Source organism: Janthinobacterium sp. GW821-FHT03C08 (genome assembly GCF_059420905.1).
Map to the genome: position 1 here is coordinate 135,015 of NZ_JBWKUP010000010.1, position 23,852 is coordinate 158,866.

Annotated in this window: 19 protein-coding genes; 7 read left to right on the plus strand and 12 right to left on the minus strand. The window is 63.8% G+C overall.

What is annotated here, in order from left to right; genetic code table 11:
- The first annotated feature begins 99 nt into the window (after positions 1 to 99).
- Positions 100 to 375, plus strand: a complete 276-nt coding sequence (locus tag AC07VL_RS16005; protein WP_494806735.1) for a hypothetical protein — start codon at positions 100 to 102, stop codon at positions 373 to 375.
- A 356-nt stretch (positions 376 to 731) separates the two neighbouring features.
- On the opposite strand, the gene ftsB is transcribed toward AC07VL_RS16005, so the two are convergent.
- The 3 genes from ftsB to pyrG all read right to left on the minus strand — a co-directional run bounded on the left by ftsB (position 732) and on the right by pyrG (position 4,194).
- Positions 732 to 1,055, minus strand: coding sequence for a cell division protein FtsB (gene ftsB / locus AC07VL_RS16010; RefSeq protein WP_010400534.1), 324 nt, complete (start codon positions 1,053 to 1,055; stop codon positions 732 to 734).
- A 62-nt stretch (positions 1,056 to 1,117) separates the two neighbouring features.
- A complete protein-coding gene (gene eno / locus AC07VL_RS16015; RefSeq protein WP_099375039.1) occupies positions 1,118 to 2,401 on the minus strand; it encodes a phosphopyruvate hydratase in 1,284 nt (427 codons plus the stop codon).
- 140 nt (positions 2,402 to 2,541) lie between these two features.
- Positions 2,542 to 4,194: a CTP synthase gene (pyrG, locus tag AC07VL_RS16020; RefSeq protein ID WP_494806736.1), complete on the minus strand. Its 1,653-nt coding sequence runs from the start codon at positions 4,192 to 4,194 to the stop codon at positions 2,542 to 2,544.
- A gap of 247 nt (positions 4,195 to 4,441) precedes the next feature.
- Here pyrG and AC07VL_RS16025 point away from each other — a divergent pair, with 247 nt between their 5' ends.
- Positions 4,442 to 4,843, plus strand: coding sequence for a PRC-barrel domain-containing protein (locus AC07VL_RS16025; RefSeq protein WP_086136183.1), 402 nt, complete (start codon positions 4,442 to 4,444; stop codon positions 4,841 to 4,843).
- Positions 4,844 to 5,143: 300 nt separating this feature from the next.
- Here AC07VL_RS16025 and AC07VL_RS16030 read toward each other — a convergent pair whose 3' ends face one another.
- Positions 5,144 to 6,094: a ChaN family lipoprotein gene (locus tag AC07VL_RS16030; protein WP_494806737.1), complete on the minus strand. Its 951-nt coding sequence runs from the start codon at positions 6,092 to 6,094 to the stop codon at positions 5,144 to 5,146.
- A 254-nt stretch (positions 6,095 to 6,348) separates the two neighbouring features.
- Between AC07VL_RS16030 and AC07VL_RS16035 the strand changes: the two genes are divergently transcribed.
- Positions 6,349 to 7,665 (plus strand): FAD-binding oxidoreductase, encoded by a 1,317-nt coding sequence (locus AC07VL_RS16035; protein ID WP_494806840.1) that lies wholly within the window; start codon positions 6,349 to 6,351, stop codon positions 7,663 to 7,665.
- Between the two features lie 49 nt (positions 7,666 to 7,714).
- Here the strand turns inward: AC07VL_RS16035 and AC07VL_RS16040 are convergent, their stop codons facing one another.
- Both AC07VL_RS16040 and AC07VL_RS16045 read right to left on the minus strand, forming a co-directional pair.
- Complete coding sequence (locus AC07VL_RS16040) at positions 7,715 to 8,194, minus strand: GNAT family N-acetyltransferase (protein ID WP_494806738.1); 480 nt, start codon at positions 8,192 to 8,194, stop codon at positions 7,715 to 7,717.
- Between the two features lie 39 nt (positions 8,195 to 8,233).
- Positions 8,234 to 11,389 (minus strand): error-prone DNA polymerase, encoded by a 3,156-nt coding sequence (locus tag AC07VL_RS16045; RefSeq protein ID WP_494806739.1) that lies wholly within the window; start codon positions 11,387 to 11,389, stop codon positions 8,234 to 8,236.
- Positions 11,390 to 11,485: 96 nt separating this feature from the next.
- Between AC07VL_RS16045 and AC07VL_RS16050 the strand changes: the two genes are divergently transcribed.
- Together AC07VL_RS16050 and AC07VL_RS16055 are read left to right on the plus strand one after the other, a co-directional pair.
- Complete coding sequence (locus AC07VL_RS16050) at positions 11,486 to 12,271, plus strand: PhzF family phenazine biosynthesis protein (RefSeq protein ID WP_494806740.1); 786 nt, start codon at positions 11,486 to 11,488, stop codon at positions 12,269 to 12,271.
- Between the two features lie 177 nt (positions 12,272 to 12,448).
- Positions 12,449 to 14,851: a TonB-dependent receptor plug domain-containing protein gene (locus tag AC07VL_RS16055; protein ID WP_494806741.1), complete on the plus strand. Its 2,403-nt coding sequence runs from the start codon at positions 12,449 to 12,451 to the stop codon at positions 14,849 to 14,851.
- A gap of 114 nt (positions 14,852 to 14,965) precedes the next feature.
- Here the strand turns inward: AC07VL_RS16055 and AC07VL_RS16060 are convergent, their stop codons facing one another.
- Positions 14,966 to 15,361, minus strand: coding sequence for a hypothetical protein (locus AC07VL_RS16060; protein ID WP_494806742.1), 396 nt, complete (start codon positions 15,359 to 15,361; stop codon positions 14,966 to 14,968).
- Between the two features lie 207 nt (positions 15,362 to 15,568).
- On the opposite strand from AC07VL_RS16060, the gene AC07VL_RS16065 reads away from it, so the two are divergent.
- On the plus strand, positions 15,569 to 16,171 hold the full coding sequence (locus AC07VL_RS16065) for a 2-hydroxychromene-2-carboxylate isomerase (RefSeq protein ID WP_494806743.1): 603 nt from the start codon (positions 15,569 to 15,571) through the stop codon (positions 16,169 to 16,171).
- 2 nt (positions 16,172 to 16,173) lie between these two features.
- Here the strand turns inward: AC07VL_RS16065 and coaD are convergent, their stop codons facing one another.
- The 5 genes from coaD to AC07VL_RS16090 form a co-directional block, all read right to left on the minus strand.
- Complete coding sequence (gene coaD, locus AC07VL_RS16070) at positions 16,174 to 17,322, minus strand: pantetheine-phosphate adenylyltransferase (protein ID WP_494806744.1); 1,149 nt, start codon at positions 17,320 to 17,322, stop codon at positions 16,174 to 16,176.
- Between the two features lie 94 nt (positions 17,323 to 17,416).
- A complete protein-coding gene (locus AC07VL_RS16075; RefSeq protein WP_290604172.1) occupies positions 17,417 to 18,751 on the minus strand; it encodes an ATP-binding protein in 1,335 nt (444 codons plus the stop codon).
- Positions 18,752 to 18,753: 2 nt separating this feature from the next.
- Positions 18,754 to 19,413 carry a response regulator gene (locus AC07VL_RS16080; protein WP_076568048.1) on the minus strand — a complete coding sequence of 220 codons (660 nt, stop codon included), beginning with the start codon at positions 19,411 to 19,413 and terminating at the stop codon, positions 18,754 to 18,756.
- Between the two features lie 51 nt (positions 19,414 to 19,464).
- Positions 19,465 to 20,982: a Do family serine endopeptidase gene (locus tag AC07VL_RS16085; protein WP_494806745.1), complete on the minus strand. Its 1,518-nt coding sequence runs from the start codon at positions 20,980 to 20,982 to the stop codon at positions 19,465 to 19,467.
- Between the two features lie 294 nt (positions 20,983 to 21,276).
- Complete coding sequence (locus AC07VL_RS16090) at positions 21,277 to 21,750, minus strand: Hsp20 family protein (RefSeq protein WP_494806746.1); 474 nt, start codon at positions 21,748 to 21,750, stop codon at positions 21,277 to 21,279.
- Between the two features lie 194 nt (positions 21,751 to 21,944).
- Here AC07VL_RS16090 and AC07VL_RS16095 point away from each other — a divergent pair, with 194 nt between their 5' ends.
- Positions 21,945 to 23,816 (plus strand): M61 family metallopeptidase, encoded by a 1,872-nt coding sequence (locus AC07VL_RS16095; protein ID WP_494806747.1) that lies wholly within the window; start codon positions 21,945 to 21,947, stop codon positions 23,814 to 23,816.
- Positions 23,817 to 23,852: the final 36 nt, after the last annotated feature.

A 23,852-nucleotide genomic window follows, 5' to 3' on the forward strand; every position in this document is an offset into this window, starting at 1 on the left:
ATGCGTTTCTTGAATTTCTGAAATTGGAATTTGGAATTAGACATATATCGCCAACTCCATTATTGTGCAATGCAACAACAGACCATACATGGAGGGCATATGTCCACTTTTACCAACACTTACCACAACGACGATAACTATTTCAGCAACCTGGGCCGCGCCACGCGCGCCTTCCTGGGCGCCCTGCTCGCTTCCAAGCCGTACAGCGACCTGGCACAGAAGGAAGTCATCGCCGGCAGCACCGGCAACAGCGACGCGCGCTATGTGCGCCCCAGCCAGCGCGATATCGCCCTGCTGAACTCGGAAGCGGCACGCTACGAGCACCTGATGCCGAACCTGGCTTCGGAACTGCGCTTCCTGGCTTCGCGCGGTTAAAAAGCGCCCAGGGCGGCGTTGCCTGCGCCTCGCCGTACTCGCGTACTGTCTTCGGCCTGGCGCCTGGCCCTGGATGTTTTTTAATAAATAAACAGCAATATTTTTATACTTACAAGGAAATCCTATGATGTTACTCGAATCCGGCCTGGTGGTCGTCGCCGTCGCCGTTACCGCCATCCGCTTTTACCTGATCACGACGGGCAAGGGCGAACGCTAGGCAGTCACGCAGTACAACGCAACAGTCATACGGCAGTAGAAGGAACAGACTTGGCCAGCAGCGCAGCCGTGCGGCGCGCGTCCGGGAATGACAGGTCAGCCTGGCAATCGGTCCAGACTGGCAAGGGGAAATGCTTTGTTTAGTGCGGCGCAGCAGCGTCCACCGGCGTTTCCAGCAATGGCGGGGTCTGGCCCTTGCGCACGATCTGCACGAAAATCTCATTCTGCTTGACCATGCCCAGCTCATAGCGGGCACGCTCCTCGACGGCGCCCGTGCCATCCTTCAGGTCGCGCACTTCGGACTCGAGCTTGGCGTTGCGCGCCTTCAATTCCACATTCTTCTTGTTGGCCACCGCCACCTGGGCTTCCATGTCGGCAACACGCAGCCAGCCGCCTTTGCCCAGCCAGAGGGGAAATTGAATCAACAGCAGCAGGGCTGCCAGGGCGAGCGTAATCAGGCGCATGGAGTAGTCAGTTAAAAAACCGGCCGGAACATCTCCGGCCGGCCAGTGGGTTTTACAACAGCTTACTTCAGATTATAGAACGCATCGCGGCCTGGATAGCTGGCGATGTCGCCCAGGTCTTCCTCGATGCGCAGCAGCTGGTTGTACTTGGCCATGCGGTCCGAACGCGACATCGAGCCCGTCTTGATCTGCAGGGCGTTGGTAGCCACGGCGATATCGGCGATGGTCGAGTCTTCCGTTTCGCCCGAGCGGTGCGAAATGACGGCCGTGTAGCCGGCGCGCTTGGCCATTTCGATGGCGGCGAAGGTTTCCGTCAGGGTACCGATCTGGTTGATCTTGATCAGGATCGAGTTGGCGATGCCTTTTGCGATGCCTTCTTTCAGGATCTTGGTGTTGGTGACGTACAGGTCGTCGCCGACCAGTTGCACTTTCTTGCCCAGTTCCTGGGTGAGGATCGCCCAGCCGTCCCAGTCGCCTTCGTGCATCGCGTCTTCGATCGAGATGATCGGGTACTTGTCGCACCAGGTCGCCAGCAGGTTGGTGAACTCGGTGGCCGTCAGGCTCAGGCCTTCGCCTTCCATTTCATACTTGCCGTTCTTGTAGAACTCGGACGCGGCGCAATCGAGGCCGATGGCGATCTGCGTGCCTGGCTCGTAGCCCGCTTCTTCGATGGCCTGGATGATCAGCTTGATGGCTTCTTCATGGTTGGCCAAGGATGGCGCGAAACCGCCTTCGTCGCCCACGTTGGTGTTCAGGCCCTTCTTGTGCAGGATCTTTTTCAGCGTGTGGAATACTTCCGCGCCGTAGCGGACGGCTTCCTTGAACGACGGCGCGCCCACGGGAATGATCATGAATTCCTGGATGTCCAGGTTGTTGTCGGCGTGCGCGCCGCCGTTGATGACGTTCATCATCGGCACTGGCATCTGCATGGCGCCCGAACCGCCGAAATAGCGGTACAGCGGCAAGCCCGCTTCTTCGGCGGCAGCCTTGGCCACGGCCATGGAGACGGCCAGGATGGCGTTGGCGCCCAGGCGCGATTTGTTTTCCGTGCCGTCCAGGTCGATCAGGGTGCGGTCCAGGAAAGCCTGTTCATTGGCGTCCAGGCCCATGATGGCTTCGGAGATTTCGGTATTGATGTTTTCGCATGCCTGCAGCACGCCCTTGCCGAAGTAGCGCTTGGCATCGCCATCGCGCAATTCCACGGCTTCGCGCGAACCGGTCGAGGCGCCCGACGGCACGGCCGCACGGCCCATCACGCCCGATTCCAGCAACACGTCGCATTCGACGGTCGGGTTGCCGCGCGAGTCCAGGATCTCGCGACCGATAATATCAACAATAGCACTCATGTCATTCTCCAAAGTTAAGCGTAACAGGGCTGCACACTGCGTTCTGATGCGCAATTGCACAAAGTGGGTAAAGAAACTCCCGGCGCAGACTGACGGGCCGGGAGCTGTCTTTCAGGTAATGCTGTCGCTGTCGACCCGCGTTATTGCGCAGCGGCGTTGGCTTCCTTGTGCGCCAGCGCTGCCTTGATGAACGAGGTAAACAACGGATGGCCGGTGCGTGGCGTCGACTTGAACTCGGGATGGTATTGCACGCCCATATACCATGGGTGGGCATTTTCACCCGTGCGCGGCAATTCCATGATCTCGCACAAATCTTCGCTCGGCGTGCGGGCCGAGACGATCAGGCCAGCCGCTTCGACACGGGCCAGGTAGTGATTATTGGCTTCGTAGCGATGACGGTGACGCTCGGTCACCACGCTGCCGTAGATCTCGGCGGCGAGGGTGCCCGGATTGACGGCGCAGGTCTGCGCGCCCAGGCGCATGGTACCGCCCAGGTCCGAGTTTTCATCGCGCAACTCGACTTTACCATCGTGGTTTTGCCACTCATTGATCAGTGCAACGACAGGTTGATCCGTATCAAGGTCGAACTCGGTCGAATTCGCGTTCGGCATGCCTGCCTTGTTGCGCGCGTATTCGATCAGGGCCACCTGCATGCCCAGGCAGATGCCCAGGTAAGGGATCTTGTTTTCACGGGCGAACTGGGCCGCCTTGATCTTGCCTTCCACGCCGCGCTTGCCGAAGCCGCCCGGGACCAGGATGGCATCGTACTTGCCCAGGCCGTCGCAGCCCGTCGTTTCGATTTCTTCCGAATCGATGTACTCGATGTTGACGCGGCTTTCCGTGTGGATGCCGGCGTGGCGCAGCGCTTCGATCAGCGACTTGTACGATTCCGTCAGCTCGACATACTTGCCGACCATGCCAACGGTCACTTCCGCCTTCGGATGCTCCATCGTGTAGATCAGCTTGCTCCAGATCGACAGGTCGGCCGGCGCGGGATCGAGGTCCAGCGCGTCGCAGATGATCTTGTCGAGGCCCTGGTCGTGCAGCATTTGCGGCACTTTGTAGATGGTGTCGACGTCCCATACGGAAATGACGGCGTCTTCCTCGATGTTCGAGAACAGCGAGATTTTCGCGCGCTCGTCTTCCGGGATGGCGCGGTCGGCGCGGCACAGCAGGGCGTTGGGCAAGATGCCGATTTCGCGCAGCTTTTGCACCGAGTGCTGGGTCGGCTTGGTCTTCAGTTCACCGGCCGAGGCGATGTAAGGCACCAGGGTCAGGTGGACGAAGGCCGTGTTCTTGCGGCCGGCGCGCAGGCTCAGCTGGCGTGCCGCTTCCAGGAAGGGCAGCGATTCGATATCGCCGACGGTGCCGCCGATTTCGCACAAGGCCACGTCGTAGCCTTCGGCGCCACGGCGGATGTAATCCTGGATTTCATTGGTGATATGCGGAATCACCTGCACGGTCTTGCCCAGATACTCGCCCCGGCGTTCCTTGCGGATCACCGATTCATAGATCTGGCCGGTGGTGAAGTTATTCACCTTTTTCATGCGGGTGGAGATGAAGCGCTCGTAGTGACCGAGGTCGAGGTCGGTTTCGGCCCCGTCGTCGGTGACGAAGACTTCACCGTGTTGCATAGGGCTCATCGTGCCAGGATCGACGTTGATATACGGGTCGAGCTTGAGCATGGTGACTTTAAGGCCGCGCGATTCGAGGATCGCGGCGAGGGAGGCGGCGGCAATCCCTTTACCAAGGGAAGACACAACGCCACCAGTGACGAAGACAAATTTGGTCATTGCAGATGGTGCCGAACGGCACGTGCGGGAAATTGAAATTATACACTAAAGCCCGCCTTCGGCGCTCCCCGCGCGCGGAAATTTGCGCCAAATACCGACTATCCCTCCCCCTCCTGCTGTCTACGCACAACAAAATTACCCGATAGCAATAATTGAAATATTTCCAATTCCATACTTTGTGTGGGCGAGCGAACAGACCCTGCCGCGCCCTGGCCACAGACTGGGATTTTTCAACAGGAGGTCTATCATGAGCTACGAAGAACGCGACGCCTACGGCATGTATGTCAACCGCGGCCACAAAGGCCCCGGCCCTGAACTGATGGGTGCCGACACCCTGATCGGCGACCATGTGCACAACGCCAAGGATGAACACTTGGGCGAAATCAAGGAAATCATGATCGACATGCGCAGCGGCAAGATCGCCTATGCCGTCATGTCGCACGGCGGCGTCTTCACCATCGGCGAAAAGCTGTTCGCCGTGCCCTGGGAAGCGCTGCTGCTCGACACCGTCAACAAGCGCTTCACCCTCAACGTCGACAAGGAGCGCATTGAAAACGCCCCCGGCTTCGACACGGATAACTGGCCGAACATGGCGGACCAGGCTTGGGCGACGTCCATCCACAGCTACTACGGCACCACGCCGCGCTGATCACACCTGACAAAACTTCCTGCGCGGCGCGCTTTGCGGCCGGCGATGCTCACTGTGCTCTAGCACAGTCGCGCGTCTCGGCCACAAATCACCTCCGCTCGCTACAGTTCTGTCAGGCGTCGCAGCTTTGCCAGAAAACCAGAAGCGGTACTCCAGCCCCGCCACCCACCTCCGCCTTCTCGCCGCACGCATCGGCGCATTCCCGCCCGACTGCGGCAGCACCGAATTCCAGCATTTCAGCATTTGCCGCTCGCCCTTGCTCATGGCGCGGCACCGGACGTCACGCGGCGGTACCGGACCTTACCTGGCGCTGGCAACTGCGGGCACGACCGGCGTGAACCACACGAAGTCCGCCTGCGGCGCCTGCACGGCGGCGCCCTGCTGCGCCAGGACCAGCACCAGCGGCGCGGGGCCGCCCGTCAAGTCCTGCACGTGCAGCGGCACGCCCAGGTCCTTGTGCGCATGGTAGGCGCCGGCGATCAGCAGGGCCGGCGCGGGCGCGGCCAGCAGGCGCTCGGCCATGCGGCGGTCGCGCTGCTGCTGCACCGACAGCATGGCGGCCAGGCGCGGCGCGTCGATCTGGTTGTCGTGCATGACGCGTATGATGTCTTTCAATTTGTCATGCACCTTGCCATCGTTGGCCAGGTTCGAGTGCTTGCCCTGCACGGCAGGCTGGTCGACAAACAGTTGCTTGATCTCGCTGCGGTCCAGATTGGCCGACCAGACGGGATACGGCGCGCGCATCACGGTCATCACGAGGTCGCCATATTGCTCCCACTTCCAGTTCGGCTGCCAGGCCAGCAGCTCGGCCACGTGTTCGGGACGCACGACAGGGGCCGTCTGCAGCCATGGCTTGACCTTGTCCACCTTGGCTTGCTGGTCAGGATTCAGCATTTCCAGCAGCACGCTGCCTTGCGGGCGCTGGCCCTGCAGTTGCTGCAGCAGCCACTGCTCGATCTGGTGATGGCTGAGCTGGTCATGCTGCTCGCCGATGATGACACGGGGCGCGGCGGCCAGCCGGGCCAGCAATTGCTCGGCGCTGACGCGCTGGCCGCTGCGCAGGTCGACGATCTCGCCCAGCTGGCGCACGTCTTGCGCGGCGGCAGTGGCCATCGTGGCGGCGCCGCCTGCCGGCGCGACGCTGCTGCAAGCGCTCAGGGCCAGCACGCAGGCGGGCAGGACGGTGGCAAGGGACAGGGGGAAGTTCATGACGGGGCCTTTCGGGTCAACGTTGCGGGTCAGATGACACATTGCAAAATAACTACTGGCGGGCATTTTAATAGAAATGATTCTCATTTACAATCAAAGTACGCCTGTCCAGGTAATTTTTTTGCCACCGGTAAAAATCAACGGTGGCGGCCCCGGCGCAATCGCCGGGCGCGGAGTAGAATAAAAAAAAACGGAGGACTTGCGTGAATCAAACTGACTAGTTGGCGGTGCTGAAAAAACCGCTGCCCGTATCCCTGGCTGCCGTACTTTCCCTGATCTTTGCCGACCGCTTTTCCATGACGCAAGCCATGCGCGACCACCATGGCCGCGACGAGTCGAGCTATCCTCCCATGCTGCCCGATGCCGTCATCTTCGCCCATTCCACCGAGGAAGTGGCGGCCGCCGTCAAGCTGTGCAGCGCGCACGACGTGCCCGTCATCGCCTACGGCAGCGGCACTTCGCTCGAAGGCCACGTGCTGGCCCTGCATGGCGGGGTGACGATAGACCTGTCGCAAATGAATCACATGGTAGCCGTGCATGATGAAGACTTGACGGCCACCGTGCAGGCGGGCGTGACGCGCAAGCAGCTGAACGAGGAAATCCGCGACACGGGCCTGTTCTTCCCCATCGACCCGGGCGCCAATGCGTCGCTGGGCGGCATGGCGGCCACGCGCGCCTCGGGCACGAACGCCGTGCGCTACGGCACCATGCGCGACAACGTGCTGGCCCTGACGGTGGTGACGGCCGATGGCCGCATCATCAGGACGGGGACCAGGGCGAAAAAATCCTCGGCCGGTTACGACCTGACGCGTTTGTTCGTCGGCAGCGAAGGCACGCTGGGCATCATCACGGAAGTGACGGTGAAACTGTATCCGCTGCCCGAAGCCATCTCGGCCGCCGTGTGTTCGTTTCCGGGCACGGGCGAAGCCGTCAATGCCGTGATCCAGACCATCCAGATGGGTATTCCTGTGGCGCGGGTCGAGTTTCTCGACGAGAACGGCGTAAAAGCCATCAATGCCTACGACAAGATGGCGCTGCCCGAGCAGCCCTTGCTGCTGTTCGAGTTCCACGGCACGCCGGCCGGCGTGGCCGAGCAGGCGCAGCTGGTGCAAGCCATCACGGCGGAGCATGGCGCCAGCGATTTCGCATGGGCCAGCCGCCCCGAGGAGCGCTCGCGCCTGTGGGCCGCGCGCCACAACGCCTATTTCGCCCTGCTGCAGATGCGCCCCGGCAGCCGCGCCATTTCCACCGATTGCTGCGTGCCCATATCCCGCCTGGCCGAATGCATCCTCGCCACCCAGGCCGACTGCAAGGCGCAGGGCCTCGTCTACGCCATCATCGGCCATGTGGGCGACGGCAATTTCCACGTGCAGATGCTGGTCGATCCGGACGACCCGGCCGACATCGCCCGCGCGGAAAAGGTCAACAGCGACATGGTCACGCGCGCCATCGGCATGGATGGCACGTGCACGGGCGAGCATGGCGTGGGCATGCACAAGATGGCCTTCCTCGTGGAAGAACATGGCGAAGGCGCCATCGACACCATGCGCGCCGTCAAGCACGCGCTGGACCCGAAGAACATCATGAATCCAGGCAAGATCGTGCGGTGGTAATCAGCCCCACGGCACAGGCCGGGGCAGCCTCCCCGTCCTTGCCGTAGGCTTATTTGGACAATGCCATGCGCATCGGCACGAAGGCGATGCCGCCCGTCTCCACCTTCGGTCCCGTGGCAACAAAGCCCAGGCTTTCGTACAGGGGCAAGGCATACGCCGAGGAATTGACGGTAAACGCCGTCACCTCGCCCCTGGCCAGCGATGCGTCGCGGGCCGCCTGCCACAGGCGGCGCGCCATGCCGCGCCGGTGCAGGGCGCGCGGCACGAACATGTGGAACAAATGCGTGTTGTCGCGCATGGCCACCACGCCCGCCAGTGCGCCGTCGATATGCGCCAGCTGGTAGTGGTAGTTCGGCAGCGACAGATAGTTTTCGATGGCGGGCTGGCGGCAGTTCTCGATGAATTTTTCCGCTCCCGCGCCATCGGGGTGCAAGGTCAGAAAGGGCATCAGGTCGTCGATCAGGGCGACGATGGCGGGCGCGTCGGCGACCAGAGCGGGACGCAGTATCGGTTCGGGCAAGGTAGTCATATGACAATCATGCCACCGTCCGGACGATATTGACAAGCCTCAACAAAAATCGCGGCTGCTCGTGCGCAGGCGCCCCAGCAGGTGCGACATGTCGACCAGGCGCCTGGCCACCAGGTTGCGCACGATGCCTTCCTGCTGCCACACGCCGTACACGCCCAGCAGCGGCGCGCTCAGCACTTCACGCCGCTGGCTTGCCACGAGATCGGGCCAGACGATGACGTTGACCGTGCCCGTCTCGTCTTCCAGGGTCATGAAGACGACGCCCTTGGCCGTGCCCGGGCGCTGGCGCACGGTGACGATGCCGCAGGCGCGCGCCACCTGCCCGTTGGTATAACAGCTCAGCGTGGAAGCGGGCAGGAAGCGCTGCGCCAGCAACTGTTTGCGCAGCAGCGCCAGCGGGTGGCGCCCCAGGGTCAGCCCTTGGCTACGGTAGTCGCTGACGATGCTCTCGCCTTCCGAGGGGGCGGCCAGCATGGGCGCGTCTTCCTCCGGCGTAGTGGCACGCAATAAATCCCTGTCGGGCACGGCGCCGGCCGCCTGCCACAGCGCCGCGCGCCGGTGGCCGGCCAGCGCGTGCAGGGCGTTGCCGGCGGCCAGCACCTGCAAGTCATGGCGATCCAGGCCGCCACGCCGGGCCAGGTCGGCCACGTCGGCGAAGGCGGCGATGGCGCGCGCATCCTCGATGCGCCGGGCCGCCTCCGCGCGCATGCCGAACAGGCTGTTCAAGCCCAGGCGCACGGCCGGTGCATCACGCTGCCCGCCCTGCCCTGCCGGCGCTTCCAGCGCCGCCTCCCAGCCGCTGACGGCCACGTCGACGGGCAGCACGGGCACGCCATGCCGGCGCGCATCCTGCACCAATTGCGAGGGGCTGTAAAAACCCATGGGCTGGCTATTGAGCAAGGCGCACAAAAAGGCGGCCGGTTCGTGGCATTTCAGCCAGGAACTGGCGTAGGTCAACAGGGCGAAACTGGCCGCGTGCGACTCGGGAAAGCCGTATTCGCCGAAGCCCTCGATCTGGCTGAAGATGGCCTCTGCGAACTCCCGGTCATACTCATTTTTGACCATCGTTTCGACGATGCGTTCCTTGTAATTGTTCATGCCGCCCTTGCGTTTCCAGGCCGCCATGGCGCGCCGCAGCTCATCGGCCTCGCCGGGCGTGAAATCGGCGGCGATGATGGCCACCTGCATCACCTGTTCCTGGAAGATGGGAATACCGAGGGTGCGTCCCAGCGCCTTGTCCAGGCCCTTCGGATACTCGACCGGTTCTTTCTGCTGGCGCCGCTGCAGATACGGATGCACCATGCCGCCCTGGATGGGACCGGGACGCACGAGCGCCACCTCGATGACGAGGTCGTAGAATTGGCGCGGGCGCAGCCGGGGCAGCATGCTCATCTGCGCGCGCGACTCGATCTGGAACACGCCGATGGTGTCGGCCTCGCACATCATGTCGTAGGTGGCGGGGTCTTCGCGGGGAATGTCCTGCATACGGAACTCTTCGCCGCGCCGCGCGCCGACCAGCTCCAGGGCGCGGCGCAGGGCCGACAGCATGCCCAGCGCCAGCACGTCCACCTTCATCAAGCCCAGCTCTTCCAGGTCATCCTTGTCCCACTCGATGACGCTGCGCCCGGCCATGCTGGCGTTTTCGATGGGCACCAGGCGCGACAATTTTCCCTGGGCGATGACGAAGCCGCCCGGATGCTGCGACAGGTGGCGGGGAAAGCCCAGCAGCTGCTGCGCCAGGCTGGCCCACTGCTGCGACAGTTCCGCTTCCGGGTCCAGCCCGCATTCGGCCAGGCGGTTCAACAGATCGTGCTTGCCGTCGAACCAGCGGTGCGCCTTGGCCACTTTTTCCACGATGGCCAGGTCCACGCCCAGCGCCCGGCCGCTGTCGCGCAAGGCGCTCTTCGGCCGGTAACTGATCACCACGGCGGCCAGCGCAGCCCGTTCGCGCCCATATTTGCCGTAGATATATTGGATGACCTCTTCGCGCCGCTGGTGCTCGAAATCGACGTCGATGTCGGGCGGCTCGTTGCGCTCGCGCGACATGAAGCGCCCGACCAGGCAATTGCCGCGCGCGGGGTCCACTTCCGTGATGTGCAGGCAATAGCAGACGGCTGAATTGGCGGCCGATCCGCGGCCCTGGCACAGGATGTTTTGCGACCGTGCAAAACGCACGATATCGTAGACGGTCAAAAAATACGCTTCGTAGGAAAGATCCCGGATCAGCTCCAGCTCCTGCTCGATCTGCTCCTGCACGTTGGCCGGGATGCCCAGCGGAAAGCGGAGGCGCGCGCCCGCATACGTTTCCTCGCGCAGATACGTCGCCGGCGTGTGACCGTGCGGCACCAGCTCGTCAGGATAGTCATAGTGCAGGCTGTCGAGCGAAAACGTGCACTGACCCGCGATGCGCACGGTTTCCGCCAGTACTTGCGGCGGATACACATTGGCCAGACGCAAACGGGCGCGCAGATGCTGCTCCGCGTTTTGCGCCAGCGCATAGCCGCACTCGCCCACGGGTTTGCCCACGCGGATGGCGCACAGGGTATCGAGCAGGGGCTTGCGCGAGCGCACGTGCATGCATACGTGGCCCACGGCCACCACGGGCAAGCCGATTGCCTGCGCCGCCTCCTGCACGACGCTGCGGTGGGCGTCATCCTGCGCCCGCTGCAGCAGGTTCAGGCCGATCCAGCTGCGCTCGCTGCCAAAGGTGGACGCCATCCACGCGCCCTGCGCGCGCAGCGTCCCGGGCTGGGCCGGATAGCCGGGCAGCAAGATCATCAGGCAGCCGGGCAAGCCCCGCAAATGGGCAAACTCCGCCGCAGGCGCGGCCAAATCGTCCGGCGTCAGCAGATAGCGCCCCTTGGCCGCCCGCGTGCGCGCCATGGTGATCAGTTCCGACAGGTTGCCATAGCCTTCGGAGTCCCGCACCAGCGCCAGCAGGGAAGGTCCCGCGCTGCCGTCGGCCTGCGTCAAATGAAAATGCGCGCCGATGATCAGGGGAAAACCGGCCCGCTTGGCCACCGCATGGGCGCGCACGACACCGGCCAGCGAGCACTCGTCCGTGATGGCCAGCGCGTGGTAGCCCAGCTGGACGGCGCGCGCCACCAGCTCCTGCGCATGCGAGGCGCCATGCAAAAAGCTGAAATTGGTCAGGCAATACAACTCAGCATACTCGGGTAAGACTGCGCCCCACATGATCTACCTCAATACTGTATATAAACACAGTATACTATACTCATCCGGATACCCCCTTCTCGGTTATGCTGATGTTTTACCTTTGCCGCGACTGCCATGATCGTCCACTTACTGAAATGTTTCGGCGCCGAACCTGGCGCCGGCAATGCCGCGCTGGTGGTGGAAAACCACCACGGCAGCGAAGCCGAGCGCCAGGCCTTTGCCCGCGAGCGGCAAGTGAGCGCCTGCGTCTTCCTCGACCGCCAGGCGGACGGCGGCATCGTGCTCGACTATTTTTATCCGCACACGCGCAGCCCCCTGTGCCTGCACGCCACCCTGGCGGCCGCGCATGTGCTGCTGGCGGCGCCCGGCGCACCGGCCACCCTGACGGTTGCCACCGCCATGCGCGGGCAAGCCTTGCAGCTGCTGCGCAGCGCGGAAGGACTATTCATCGGCCTGGCGCCGCAGCCGGCACCCACCGTCACGGTGGAAAAGCACGTGCCGTCGGAACTCATGGGCCAGCACATGCATCTGCTGTCGCCGCCCGTGATCGCCTCCGTCGGCAGCCCGAAGCTGCTGCTGGAAGTGGCCGACCGCACCACCCTGCGCGCGCTGCGGCCGAACCTGGAACTGATCGCCGACTGGAGCGCCCTGCACCAGGTCAGCGGCTGCTACGCGTATTGCCGCACGGACGAACATACCTTCGAAGGGCGCAACTTCAACCACCTTGACCCGGCGCTGGAAGACAGCGCCACGGGCGTGGCGGCGGGCGCGCTGGCACTGCATTTGCAACAGTCGCTGCGCCTGCACCAGGGCCACGTCACGCAGCAGCCCTGCCTGATCGAAGTGCAATACAGTCCGGCGGAAATCCGCGTGGGCGGCATGGTGCAAGCGGGCACCTGAACGGGGCATCATGCACCAGCGCAAGGCAAGACAACAAGCGGGGCAATGACTAGCAACCAGGAAACAACAGTTACCGCAAATTTGTAACAAAAAAACAAAGTATCGCTGGTGAATGCTGAAATGATGGCACTAGAATCAAGTCACGAATCTTGCTCATCAGCCACTTGGAGATACTGCGTGCCGACCCTCACCACCTTGCGTCAAGCCATCCTCGCCAGCCTGTACGGCAGCGCCGCCCTGGCCGCCTTCAGCCCCGCCGCCATGGCGCAGAGCAACGATCCGGCGGCCACGGACGGCCCCGTGCAAACGGTCAGCGTGGTCGGCTCGCGCCGGGTCGCCAGTTCCGCCACGGACACCATGGTGCCGGTCGATATCATCCCCATTTCCAAGGTGGCCGAGCAAGGCGGACAGTTTGACCTGGCGCAAACCCTGCAATACATTTCCCCCTCGTTCAACTCCACGCGCCAGACGGGCGCGGACGGGGCCGACCTGATCGATTCGGCCGCCCTGCGCGGCCTCGGCTCGGACCAGACCCTCGTGCTGGTGAACGGCAAGCGGCGCCACACGACGGCCCTCGTCAACCTGTTCGGCGCGCGCAACCGCGGCAACACGGGCACGGACATGAATGCGATTCCTTTGCTGGCGATCAAGAACGTGCAAGTGCTGCGCGATGGCGCCGCCGCCCAGTACGGCTCGGACGCCATCGCCGGCGTGATCGACATCGAACTGAAGAAAAGCCTGGGCTGCGAAGCGGTGGCCGGCTACAGCCAGTATTCGGCCGGCGACGGCAAGAATTACCTGACGTCCGCCTACTGCGGCATCGCGCTGGGCGACAAGGGCAGCATCGCGATTACCGGCGAATACCTGGACCGGGGCCGGTCGAACCGGGCCGACGCGGACAGCATGCGCATCATCGGCGACACCAAGTCGCAGAACAAGACCCTGTACGTGAATGGCGACTACGCCACCAGCGCCACGGGCAAGCTGTACTTCACGGCCGGCGCGCAGACGCGCGACGCATCCAGCGCCGCGTTCGGGCGGGGCGGCATCGGCAGCGACGACATCCCGTCGCGCAATTCGGCCGCCATGTACCCGGACGGCTTCGTGCCTTTCATCAATGGCAAGATCGACGACCAGTACGCCACCATCGGCCACCGCAGCCAGATCGGCGAATGGCATGCGGACTTTTCGCAAACCTATGGCTACAACAAGATGCGCTACGACATCAGCCATACCCTGAACGCCTCCATCGCCAACCTCGACCTGCTAAAAGGCGGCAAGGGCGTCAGCGCCAGCAGCTTTGACGCGGGCGGCTTCTCCTTCCAGCAGCTGACCAGCAACGCCGATTTCAGCCGCTACTACGACACGGTGATGCGCGGCATGAACGTGGCCTTCGGCGCCGAATACCGCAGCGAGGAATACAGGATCATGGCGGGCGAGCCGGGCTCCTACATCGACGCAGACGGCGTGGGCGTGGGCGGCAACGCGGGCAGCCAGGGCTTTCCCGGCTTCCAGCCCGGCGACGCCACCAAGGCCAAGCGCCACAGCATCGCCGCATATGGCGACGTGGAACTGGACTGGACAGAACGCCTGAAGACCCAGGCCGCCCTGCGCTATGAAAAATTCAGCGATTTCGGCTCCACCGTGACGGGCAAGCTGGCCGCCAGCTATAAAGTGGCGCCGGACGTGCTGCTGCGCGGCTCGGCCAGCACGGGCTTCCGCGCCCCGTCCTTGCAGCAGGTGTATTTCTCGTCCACCTTCACGGACTTCATCGGCGGCGTGCCCACCGACGTGGTGCTGGCGCCGAACGGCGGCGCCGTCGCCAACGCGGCCGGCATCCCGAAACTGAAGGAAGAAAAATCCACCAGTTTTACCTTCGGCACCACCTGGACGCCGACGCCAGCCGTCTCCGTGACGGCCGACTTGTACAACATCAAGATCAAGGACCGCATCGTGCTGTCGGGCCGCTTCAATGCGGACAACTACCCGGACCTGGCGGCGCGCCTGGCCCTCCTGGGCGTGGGCGAGGCGCAATTTTTCGTCAATTCCATCGACACGCGCACGCGCGGCCTGGACCTGACGGCTTCGCACAAGGGCGAGCTGGCCGGCAACCGCCTGAACACCTTCCTGGCCTTAAATTTAAGCAAGACGGAAGTGACGAAAGTCAAGACGCCCGCCTCGCTGGCAGGCTTTGCTGACGTGCTGCTGTCCGAGCGCGAACGCCTGTTCATCGAGCAGGGCGGTCCCCGTTCGAAAGCCACGTTGGGCTTCGACTACTTCACGGGCAAGCTGGAATCAGACTTGCGCATCATCTATTTTGGCCCGCAAACCCTGGGCACCTTCAGCGGCACGGCCGCCGGCGTGCCGAACGCCCACTATGCGGCCAAGACCTCGGCCGACCTGAGCTTTACCTACAGCATCAGCAAGAACACCAAGCTGACCTTTGGCGGCAACAACATCTTCAACGTCAAGCCCACCGCGCAGAATCCGGACGAAACGGACAACGGCTTCAAGTACGACAGCGTGCAGTTCGGCCTGAACGGCGCCTCCTATTTTGGGCGCCTGTGGGTGAAGTTCTGATCGGGCCAGCGGCATAAAAACAGCGGCTGCGCCAGAGTGGGCAGCCGCTGTTTTTTGTTCTGTCATCCAGGCCCGTCCGATCCCGATGCCAGTAGCGGCGGCAACAGCGCCAGGCTATGACCATATGAGGGCATCGGTGGCGCGCCCGGTAAGGAGCCAGTGCACCAGGGCTTCTTTAGCCGAGCTGACACTGACAATGTCTGCGGGCAGGACACTGAATGAGGCCCCATCCTCATCAAGGAACATGGCTTCCCCCTGTCGAATGGTCGCCGTATCGCGATACCGAGCATAGTGTTCCCTGTGTTCATCGAGGCGCACATAAGCCTGCCCAGCCGACCACCATACGTAAAAGTTACCGTGGTCGATGTGATCGCGGATGTCGGCGACAAATATGACAGCGGCCCCATCGTCCAGATTCGCTATGACGGCGGCGGCCTGCGCCGCGTCAGCCACGGAGAGTCGTTGCTTTGTGCCGTGTGGTTGAAAACGGGTGATTTCGATTTTATACATAAGTCGTCAGGCTAGATATCGTTTGAAGGGATACGCTGCAGGAACAGGCAGCTTTCCTCCAGCGTTGCGTCACAAAGCACAGAAGGGAAGGATTTGGCGTCATGCCGTCAACGGCCTCGTCTGTCCGTTGATGGCCCTTATGATACGTTACCCCAGTTTGCCATCCATGTAAGATGCAATCTGCGTCACCACATGGAAAGAAATATCATGCCCCCGGCTACACTGGAATTCTGGTTCGATTTCGGCAGCAACTACAGCTACCTGAGCGTCATGCGCATCGAGGCGCTGGCGCGCGAGCGCCATGTGGCAGTGGCCTGGAAGCCCTTCCTGCTGGGCGTCGTCTTCCAGGCGCTGGGCTGGGAAACGTCGCCGTTCGTCTTACAAAAAATCAAGGGAGACTACGCGTGGCGCGACATGGCGCGCCAGTGCGACAAATACGGCTTGCCGTGGCGCCAGCCTGCCACCTTTCCCCGCACGGCCCTGCTGCCCATGCGCGTGGCCCTCGTCGGCGCGGACCAGGGCTGGATCGCGCCATTTGCGCAGCGCATGATGACGATGAATTTTGCCGAAGACCGCGATATCGACAACCCCGAAGCCGTCGGCGAGGTGTTGCAAGAACTGGGCCTCGATGCAGGCGCCATCCTCGCGCTGGCTTTGACGCAGGACAACAAGCTGCGCCTGCGCCGCCAGACGCAGCAGGCACAGGCCTTGAACCTGTTCGGCGCGCCCAGCTTCATCAGCGGCGGCGAACTCTTCTGGGGCAACGACCGGCTCGAGGATGCGCTGGCGCATGCCGCCGCCCGCGCCTGAGTTCAGCCGCCCGCCAGCGCCGCGATCTCTTTCTGCATGTTGTCGATCGCCCGCTCGTTGTACTGGCTGGCAAAATAAGGATCGCCGAACAGCTGGCCTGCCTGCGCCTTGGCGCACAGGTGCTGCAGGGCCAGGCCCCGCTGCTGCTGGAAGCGCGCGGGGTCCACGTGCGCGTATTCGCGGCCGATGGCGCGCGTATAGGCTTGATACACTTCCTCGTCCTGGCCCAGGATGGCCAGGTCGGCGCTGAGCATGGCATCCTTCAGCTCGTGAGCGATGCCCGGTCCCTGGAAGTGGTCCGTGGCGCGGATCAATTGCGCTACGTCAAGGTTATCGCCCACGTCGAGGCCGCTGCCCAGCCACAGCTGGGCACTCGCCTCTTCGCTGGAATACAGGGCATCCTCGTCGTGGCCATAGACGGCGTCGTGGAACCAGAAGGCTTTCTTCACCAACGCACTGTCGCGCTTGGGCGCATAGGTGTTGTCCGCCCACACGCGGATTTCGGACAGGCCGTGCACCAGGTGGTCGAGGTTGTGGTAGTGGCGCTCCGCGCCGCCATACGCCTGCGGTCCCGTCAGGTGCGCGAACCAGTGGTCCGCCAGCGCGATGTCGGCCTGCGACGCGGTGGCGTAGTTCCACAGCGCTTCCCACTCCTTGCGCAGGCAGTCGAGTATCCACGCGTGGTAGGCGGGACCGGGGACGAATTTCTTCATGGTCCAGTTCCAGCCGACAGGGCCTTCCAGCGCCTTGACGAAGCTGGAACTGACGGAGCCGAGGTCGCGCGGCGGCATCACGAAGATGGTCTTGGCGCCCTGCAGCACGTCCACATTCGTTTGCTGGATCAGGTTTTCATAGTCGAAATCGGCCGTCGTGCGGATGCCGCGTATCAGGTAGTCGCAGCCGTGCTTTTTCGCCGCGCGCGCCGTGTAGTCGCCCTTCACGATGACCACCTGCACGTTGTCCCAGCCGCACTCGCGCGCGCTCTGCTCGATGATGCGCTTGCGGTCTTCGGCGGGGAACTGCGGTTTCTTGGCGGGGTTTTGCGACAGGAAGACGATCACCTCGTCGGCAAGCGAGCGCGCTTCCCCGATCACCCACATGTGGCCGTTGGTGATGGGGTCGAGGGTGCCTGAAAAGCCGATCTTCTGCATGCTGCGCTCCGTTTGCTTGAATGCTTATTGCGCAGACAATATAGGGCCACGGCGCGCGCGTCAATGCAACATGCCAAAGATCATGATCAAAACGCTATTTCTTCACGGCTTGCGGGAATTCCACGCGCACGCACAGGCCGCCCAGGCGCTCGGACTTGTCCAGCACCAGGCGCGCGCCATGGCGCTCGGCGATGGCCTTGATGATGGCCAGCCCCAGGCCGCTGCCGTTGGCGTCCGTGCCGGGCACGCGGTAGAAGCGGCTGAAGACGCGCTCGCGCTCCTCGGGCGGGATGCCGGGGCCGCTGTCTTCCACCGATAACGTCACGCCGACGGGGCTGGCGCGCAGGTCGATGTCCACCGTGCCGCCCTGCGGCGTGTACTTGATGGCGTTGTCGACCAGGTTGCGCAGCATGATGTTGAGCGCGTCGGCCTGGCCGGCCACCTTCGCCGGGTCCATGTGGTGCAGGCCCAGGTCGATCTTGCGCGCCTGCGCGATGCCGGCCATGTCGCCCAGCGCGCGCTTGACGACGTCGTTCAAGTCCACCGCCTGCAGCTGGTCGCCGCTGGCGGCGCTCGCTTCCTGGCGCGCCAGCACCAGCAGCTGCTCGACCAGGCGCGTGGCCCGCTCGATGCCGGCGCTGACGCGGCTGATGGCCAGGCTGCGCTTTTCTTCCGATTCGGCCCGCTCCAGGCTCAATACCTGCAGCTTCAGCGCCGCCAGCGGCGTGCGCAGTTCATGCGCGGCGTCGGCGACGAAGTGCTGCTGCGCGTCGAACGCCGTCTTCACGCGTCCGAACAGCAGATTGAGTTCATGCACGAGGGGCCGCACTTCGTCGGGCAGGCCCGCTTCCGAGACGGGCGACAGGTCGTCCGCCTGGCGCGCCGCCACCTGCTTGCGCACGCGCGAGACGGGCGCCAGCGAGCCGCTGACGACCCACCAGACGACGAGCATCAGGATAGGCGCCATCAGGGCGATGGGACCGACCGTGCGCAGCGCCAGGCTGCCGGCCATGCGCTTCCTGACGGCCATGTCCTGGGCGATCTGCACGGTCTGGGAACTGGTCTGCACGGAAAAGATGCGGTAGGTGGTGCCGTTGGCCTTCACATTCGAAAAGCCCAGCACGGCGCGCTGCGGCAGTTCCGCGCGCGTGATCGAGCGGAACACCTGCACACCGTCCGGGGTCCACACCTGCACCACCATGTCGTTGTTGACGGGATCGGCCGGCAAGGCTTCCGCGTGGTTGGCCAGCGGCGCGCCCGAGCGCAGCGACAGGGCCATCTGCTGCATGTGGTAGTCAAAGATCTGGTCGGCGTCGTACAGCGCGCTGCGGTAGGCGATCGACGCTTGCGCCAGGGCCGCCATGATGATGGCCGCCAGCAGGAACCACAGCAGGCGGCCGCGCAGCGAGTGCGTCACCGTGACCTTCATCCTCATGCCTTGGGCACCATGTAGCCCAGGCCGCGCACGTTCTGGATCAGGTCGCTGCCGAGTTTCTTGCGCAAGCCGTGGATATACACTTCGACGGCATTGCTGTTGACTTCATCCTTCCAGCTGTACAGCTTTTCTTCCAGCTGCGCGCGCGACAGCACGATGCCGGGGCGCGCGATCAGCGCTTCCAGCACGGCCCACTCGCGCGCCGACAGGTTGACGGGATGGCCATCGGCGATCACTTCGCGCGTCAGCGGATTGATGGACACGCCCTGGTGCTCGAAAACCGGTTCCGGGCGGCCCGAGGCGCGCCGCAGCAGGGCGCGGATGCGCGCCAGCAGCTCGTCGAGGTCGTACGGTTTCAGGACGTAATCATCGGCGCCCGCGTCCAGGCCGGCGATGCGCTGCTCGACGGCGTCGCGCGCCGTGGCGACGAGCACCGGCGTGTCGAGCTTGCGCAAGCGCATTGAGCGCAGCACGTCGAGGCCATCCTTGCGCGGCAAGCCCAGGTCCAGCAGCACCAGGTCATAGGTCTGCGTCTGCAGGGCCGTATCGGCCATGTCGCCATCCTTGACCCAGTCCACCGCGTAATGCTCGGCGCGCAGCAGGTCGAGCACCACCTCGCCGATCATCGTATCGTCTTCTACCAGCAACAGCCGCATGCCCTACTCCTTCATATTTACTGATTATCCGACCTGGCATCCTGTGCCAGATCAACCGAGGCGCACGGGAATGAAAATCTTGTCCGGTCCCCGCTGGATCAGCAAGGCCACCGACTTGGCGGACTTGTCGACCACGTCGCGCACCTGCTCGACGGTGTTGACGGGACGGCCATTGACCGACAATAACACGTCACCCGGCTGCACCCCGGCATTCGCGGCGGCACCGCCGGCGTCTTCCACCAGCAGGCCGGCGCTGATGCCCGCCTCGCGTTTTTCATCCGATTGTAACGGACGCAGGGCCAGGCCCAGCTTTACCTTGCCCGCGGCGCCATCGCTCTTCGCCACTTCGGCCACCTTGTCGGCGGCATTGCCCAGGGTGGCCGTCAGGCTGACGATCTTGCCGTCACGCCAGACATCCATGCTGATCTTGTCGCCTGGCAAGGACGTGCCCACCAGCGCCGGCAAGTCGGCCGAGCCGATGATGCGCTGGCCATTCACCTTGCGCACCACGTCGCCGGACTTCAGGCCCGCCTTGTCGGCCGGACTGCCCCGCTCCACGTTGGCCACCAGCGCGCCTTCCGGCGTGGCCAGCTTGAACGAGTCGGCAAAGCCCTGGTTCACTTCCTGCACCGTCACGCCCAGCTTGGCGTGGCTGGCCTTGCCCGTGGCGACGATCTGGTCCTTGATGCGGCCGGCCAGGTCGATGGGGATGGCGAAGGACAGGCCCTGGAAGCCGCCCGTCTGGCTGTAGATCTGCGAATTGATGCCGACCACTTCGCCGCGCGTGTTGAACAGGGGGCCGCCCGAGTTGCCGGGATTGACCGCCACGTCCGTCTGGATGAAGGGCACGTTGCTATCGTCGGGCAAGGAACGGCCCTTGGCGCTGACGACGCCGGCCGTCACCGTGCTGTCAAAGCCATAAGGAGAACCGATGGCCAGGACCCACTCGCCCACTTTCAAGTCGCTCGAATGGCCCAGCGGCACGACGGGCAGGTTGTTGGCGTCGATCTTCAGCACGGCGATGTCCGTCTTCGGATCCGAGCCCAGCACCTTGGCGCGGAATTCGCGGCGGTCGTTCAGTTTGACCGTCACTTCGCGCGCATCGCGCACCACGTGGGCGTTGGTCATGATGATGCCGTCCGGGCTGACGATGAAGCCGGAACCGAGGCCGTGCGTAGGCACGTCGCGGCCGCCCCGCTGCCCGCCCGGCGGACCCTGGAAGCGGCGGAAGAACTCGAAGAAGGGATCGTTGCCGAAGTCGTCGTTGCCGGCCTGGGCCGATGGGTCGTAGGCCACCTTGGTGCTGCCCGTGACGCTGATATTGACGACGGCCGGGCTGTTGCGCGCGGCGATCTCGCTAAAGTCGGGCAAGGCCACCAGCGGCGCGGCAGCGGCAGGCGCAACGGCGGCGGCCACGGGGGCGGCGGGTGCGCCAGCGGCGGCGGCATTCGCGCCGGCATTGTTCTGATGCACCACCATGGCGCCGCCGGCGCCCAGCACACCGATCGCGGCCAGCGCGGCTACGGTGCGTTTGATTTTAAGAGATGCGGTATTCGTTTGCTGTTCCATGAATTGCTCCTCATTCAATGAGATTTTGATGTATGCAATAGTGGGCCAGGAGTCTTAGGTGGTGCTTAACATTTTTCCATTTGGAAACAGGCGTTTGCGCCTTTAAGCATCGCTTAATCCTGCCCGCCGCACGCACATCGCATGGCGATCGATGGAGAGTCCGGAAGCAAGCCGGACGGAGCCTGGACGTGACACTGGCCGGATGAACCGGCCAGTATTTTACTGCATGGGGGAGAGCTGCCGCGAGCTGGCCGGGCGCCGCAGGGGCGCCGCAACCAGCCTGGGCCTAGCCGCTTAAGCGGCCTGGCGCTGTTCCAGCGCGCTGAACGCGGCAGGGCTGCCGGTGCCGGTGCCGGTGCCGATCTCGATCTTGCGCGGCTTCAGCGCTTCCGGCACTTCGCGCACCAGGTCGATGGTCAGCATGCCGTTTTCAAACGTGGCGCCCGTGACCTTCACATGGTTGGCCAGCTGGAAGCGCTGTTCGAAATCGCGGGCAGCGATGCCGCGGTGCAAAAAAGTACGCTCGACGCCATCTTTCTGCTTGCGGCCCGTGACGTGCAGCGAATCGCGTTCGGTGACGATGTCGATCTCTTCGCGCGAGAAGCCCGCCAATGCCATCACGATGCGGTATTTATCTTCCGACACCAGTTCGATGTTGTAAGGTGGATAGCTGGGCTGTGCATCGGCGCGCTGTTCGTTGAGCAGCTGTGCCAGGCGGTCGAAGCCGATGGCGGAACGATACAGAGGAGCAAGGTCAAAAGTACGCATGATTAAATATCCTTTCAGTTAAGCGATAAGTATCGCGGACCTCACCATGAGCATCCGCTTGCTACCGATATACGGCCGCCCTCGCCCCTTTCAAGGCCTTGAAATCGGCGCAAAACGCCCCAGACGGCGCTAAATTTGTAAGAAATTTTTACAGGATGCTAGACTCGGCCTTTGCCACCCCAGCCCCCCGCCACATGTCCCGTGTTCTCCTGTCCTTGTCCCTGTTGATTTCCGCCGCCGTCCAGGCGGCATCGCCCGCGCCGCCCCCCATCGTACTGCACGTCGATGCCAGCAACGTGGCGCAGCAACTGTTCAGCATCCGCGAAAGCATCCCCGCCGCGCCCGGCAAGCTGACCCTGCTGTATCCGCAATGGGTACCGGGCAACCACGGGCCCAGCGGCCCGTTGAACCAACTGGCCGGCCTGCGCCTGTCCGCCAACGGCGCGCCCCTGGAATGGCGGCGCGACCCCGTCAACATGTTCGCCTTCCACCTCGACGTGCCGGCCGGCGCCAGCACGGTGGAGGCGCAATACCAGCTCCTCTCGCCCGTCGACACGAGCCAGGGCCGCATCACCATGACGAGCGCCATGCTGGGCGTGCAATGGCATGCGATGACCCTGTATCCGGCCGGGCGGCCCGCGCGCGACATCCTCGTGCAGCCCAGCCTGACACTGCCGCCCGGCTGGGACTTTGCCAGCGCCCTGGAAGTGCGCGCGCGCGCGGCCACGCCGGCCAGCCAGCGTGTCGATTTCGAAGCGCTGGACCTCGACACCCTGGTCGACTCGCCCGTCTTTGCCGGGCGCCATTTCGAGCGCATCGACCTCGACCCGGGCGCCAGGGTGCCCGTGCACCTGAACGTGATGGCCGACAGCGCCGACAGCCTGGAAGCGACGCCGCAGCAGATCGAACTGCACCGCGCGATGCTGCAGCAAGCCTACAAACTGTTCGGCGCGCGCCACTACCGCCACTATGATTTCCTGCTGGCCTTGAGCGACGAGTTCGGCGGCATCGGGCGCGAGCACCTGCAGTCGAGCGAAAACGGCGTCAAGCCCGGCTATTTCAGCGAATGGGAGAAGAACGAGGCGGGCCGCGTGCTGCTGCCGCACGAGCTGACGCATTCGTGGAACGGCAAGTTCCGCCGCCCCGCCGGCCAGGACACGCCGGACTTCAATACCCCGCTGCAAAACAGCCTGCTGTGGGTCTACGAAGGCCAGACGCAATACTGGGGCAATGTGCTGGCGGCCCGCTCCGGCCTCGTGGCCCCGGCCCACATGCGCGAGCTGTTCGCGTCCACGGCCGCCCATTACGACGTGATGCCGGGGCGCAGCTGGCGCGCCATGCAGGACACGACGAACGACCCCATCATCAATGGCCGCCGCCCCATCGCCTGGAGCAGCTGGCAGCGTGATGAAGACTACTATATGGAAGGCGCGCTGGTGTGGCTCGATGTCGACACCACCATCCGTGAACTGTCCCACGAGCGCCGCTCGCTGGACGACTTCGCCCGCAGTTTCTTTGGCGTGCAGGATGGCAGCACGACACCCCTGCCCTATACCTTCGAGGACGTGGTCGCCGCGCTGAATGCCGTGCAGCCGCACGACTGGGCCACCTTCCTGCGCACGCGCCTGGAGAGCCACGGCCCCGGCGCCCCGCTCGATGGCCTGGCGCGCGCCGGCTGGAAACTGGTCTACCGCGACACGCCCACACCGTTCATGAAAGCAACTGAAGAGCGCAGCAAGGGCACGGACCTGACGTACTCGCTGGGCTTGACGATCAGCAAGGAGGGCAAGCTGGAGAAAGTGCTGTGGGACGGTCCCGCCTTCCAGGCAGGTCTGTCGGGCAACACGACCTTGCTCGCCGTCAATGGCACGGCCTACACGCCCAAGCTCTTGAAGGCGGCCATCCAGGCGGCCAAGACCAGCCCGCAGCCGATCAACTTGCTGGTGCGCAAGGGCAAGCAATTCCAGACGGTCGCGCTCGACTACCACGGCGGCTTGCGCTATCCGCAGCTGGAGCGCATCGCCGGCACGCGCGACCGCCTGTCGGCCATCCTGCAGGCGCGCTGAGGCGTAAATTCCCGGGAAATGTGGCGCCGCGCACCC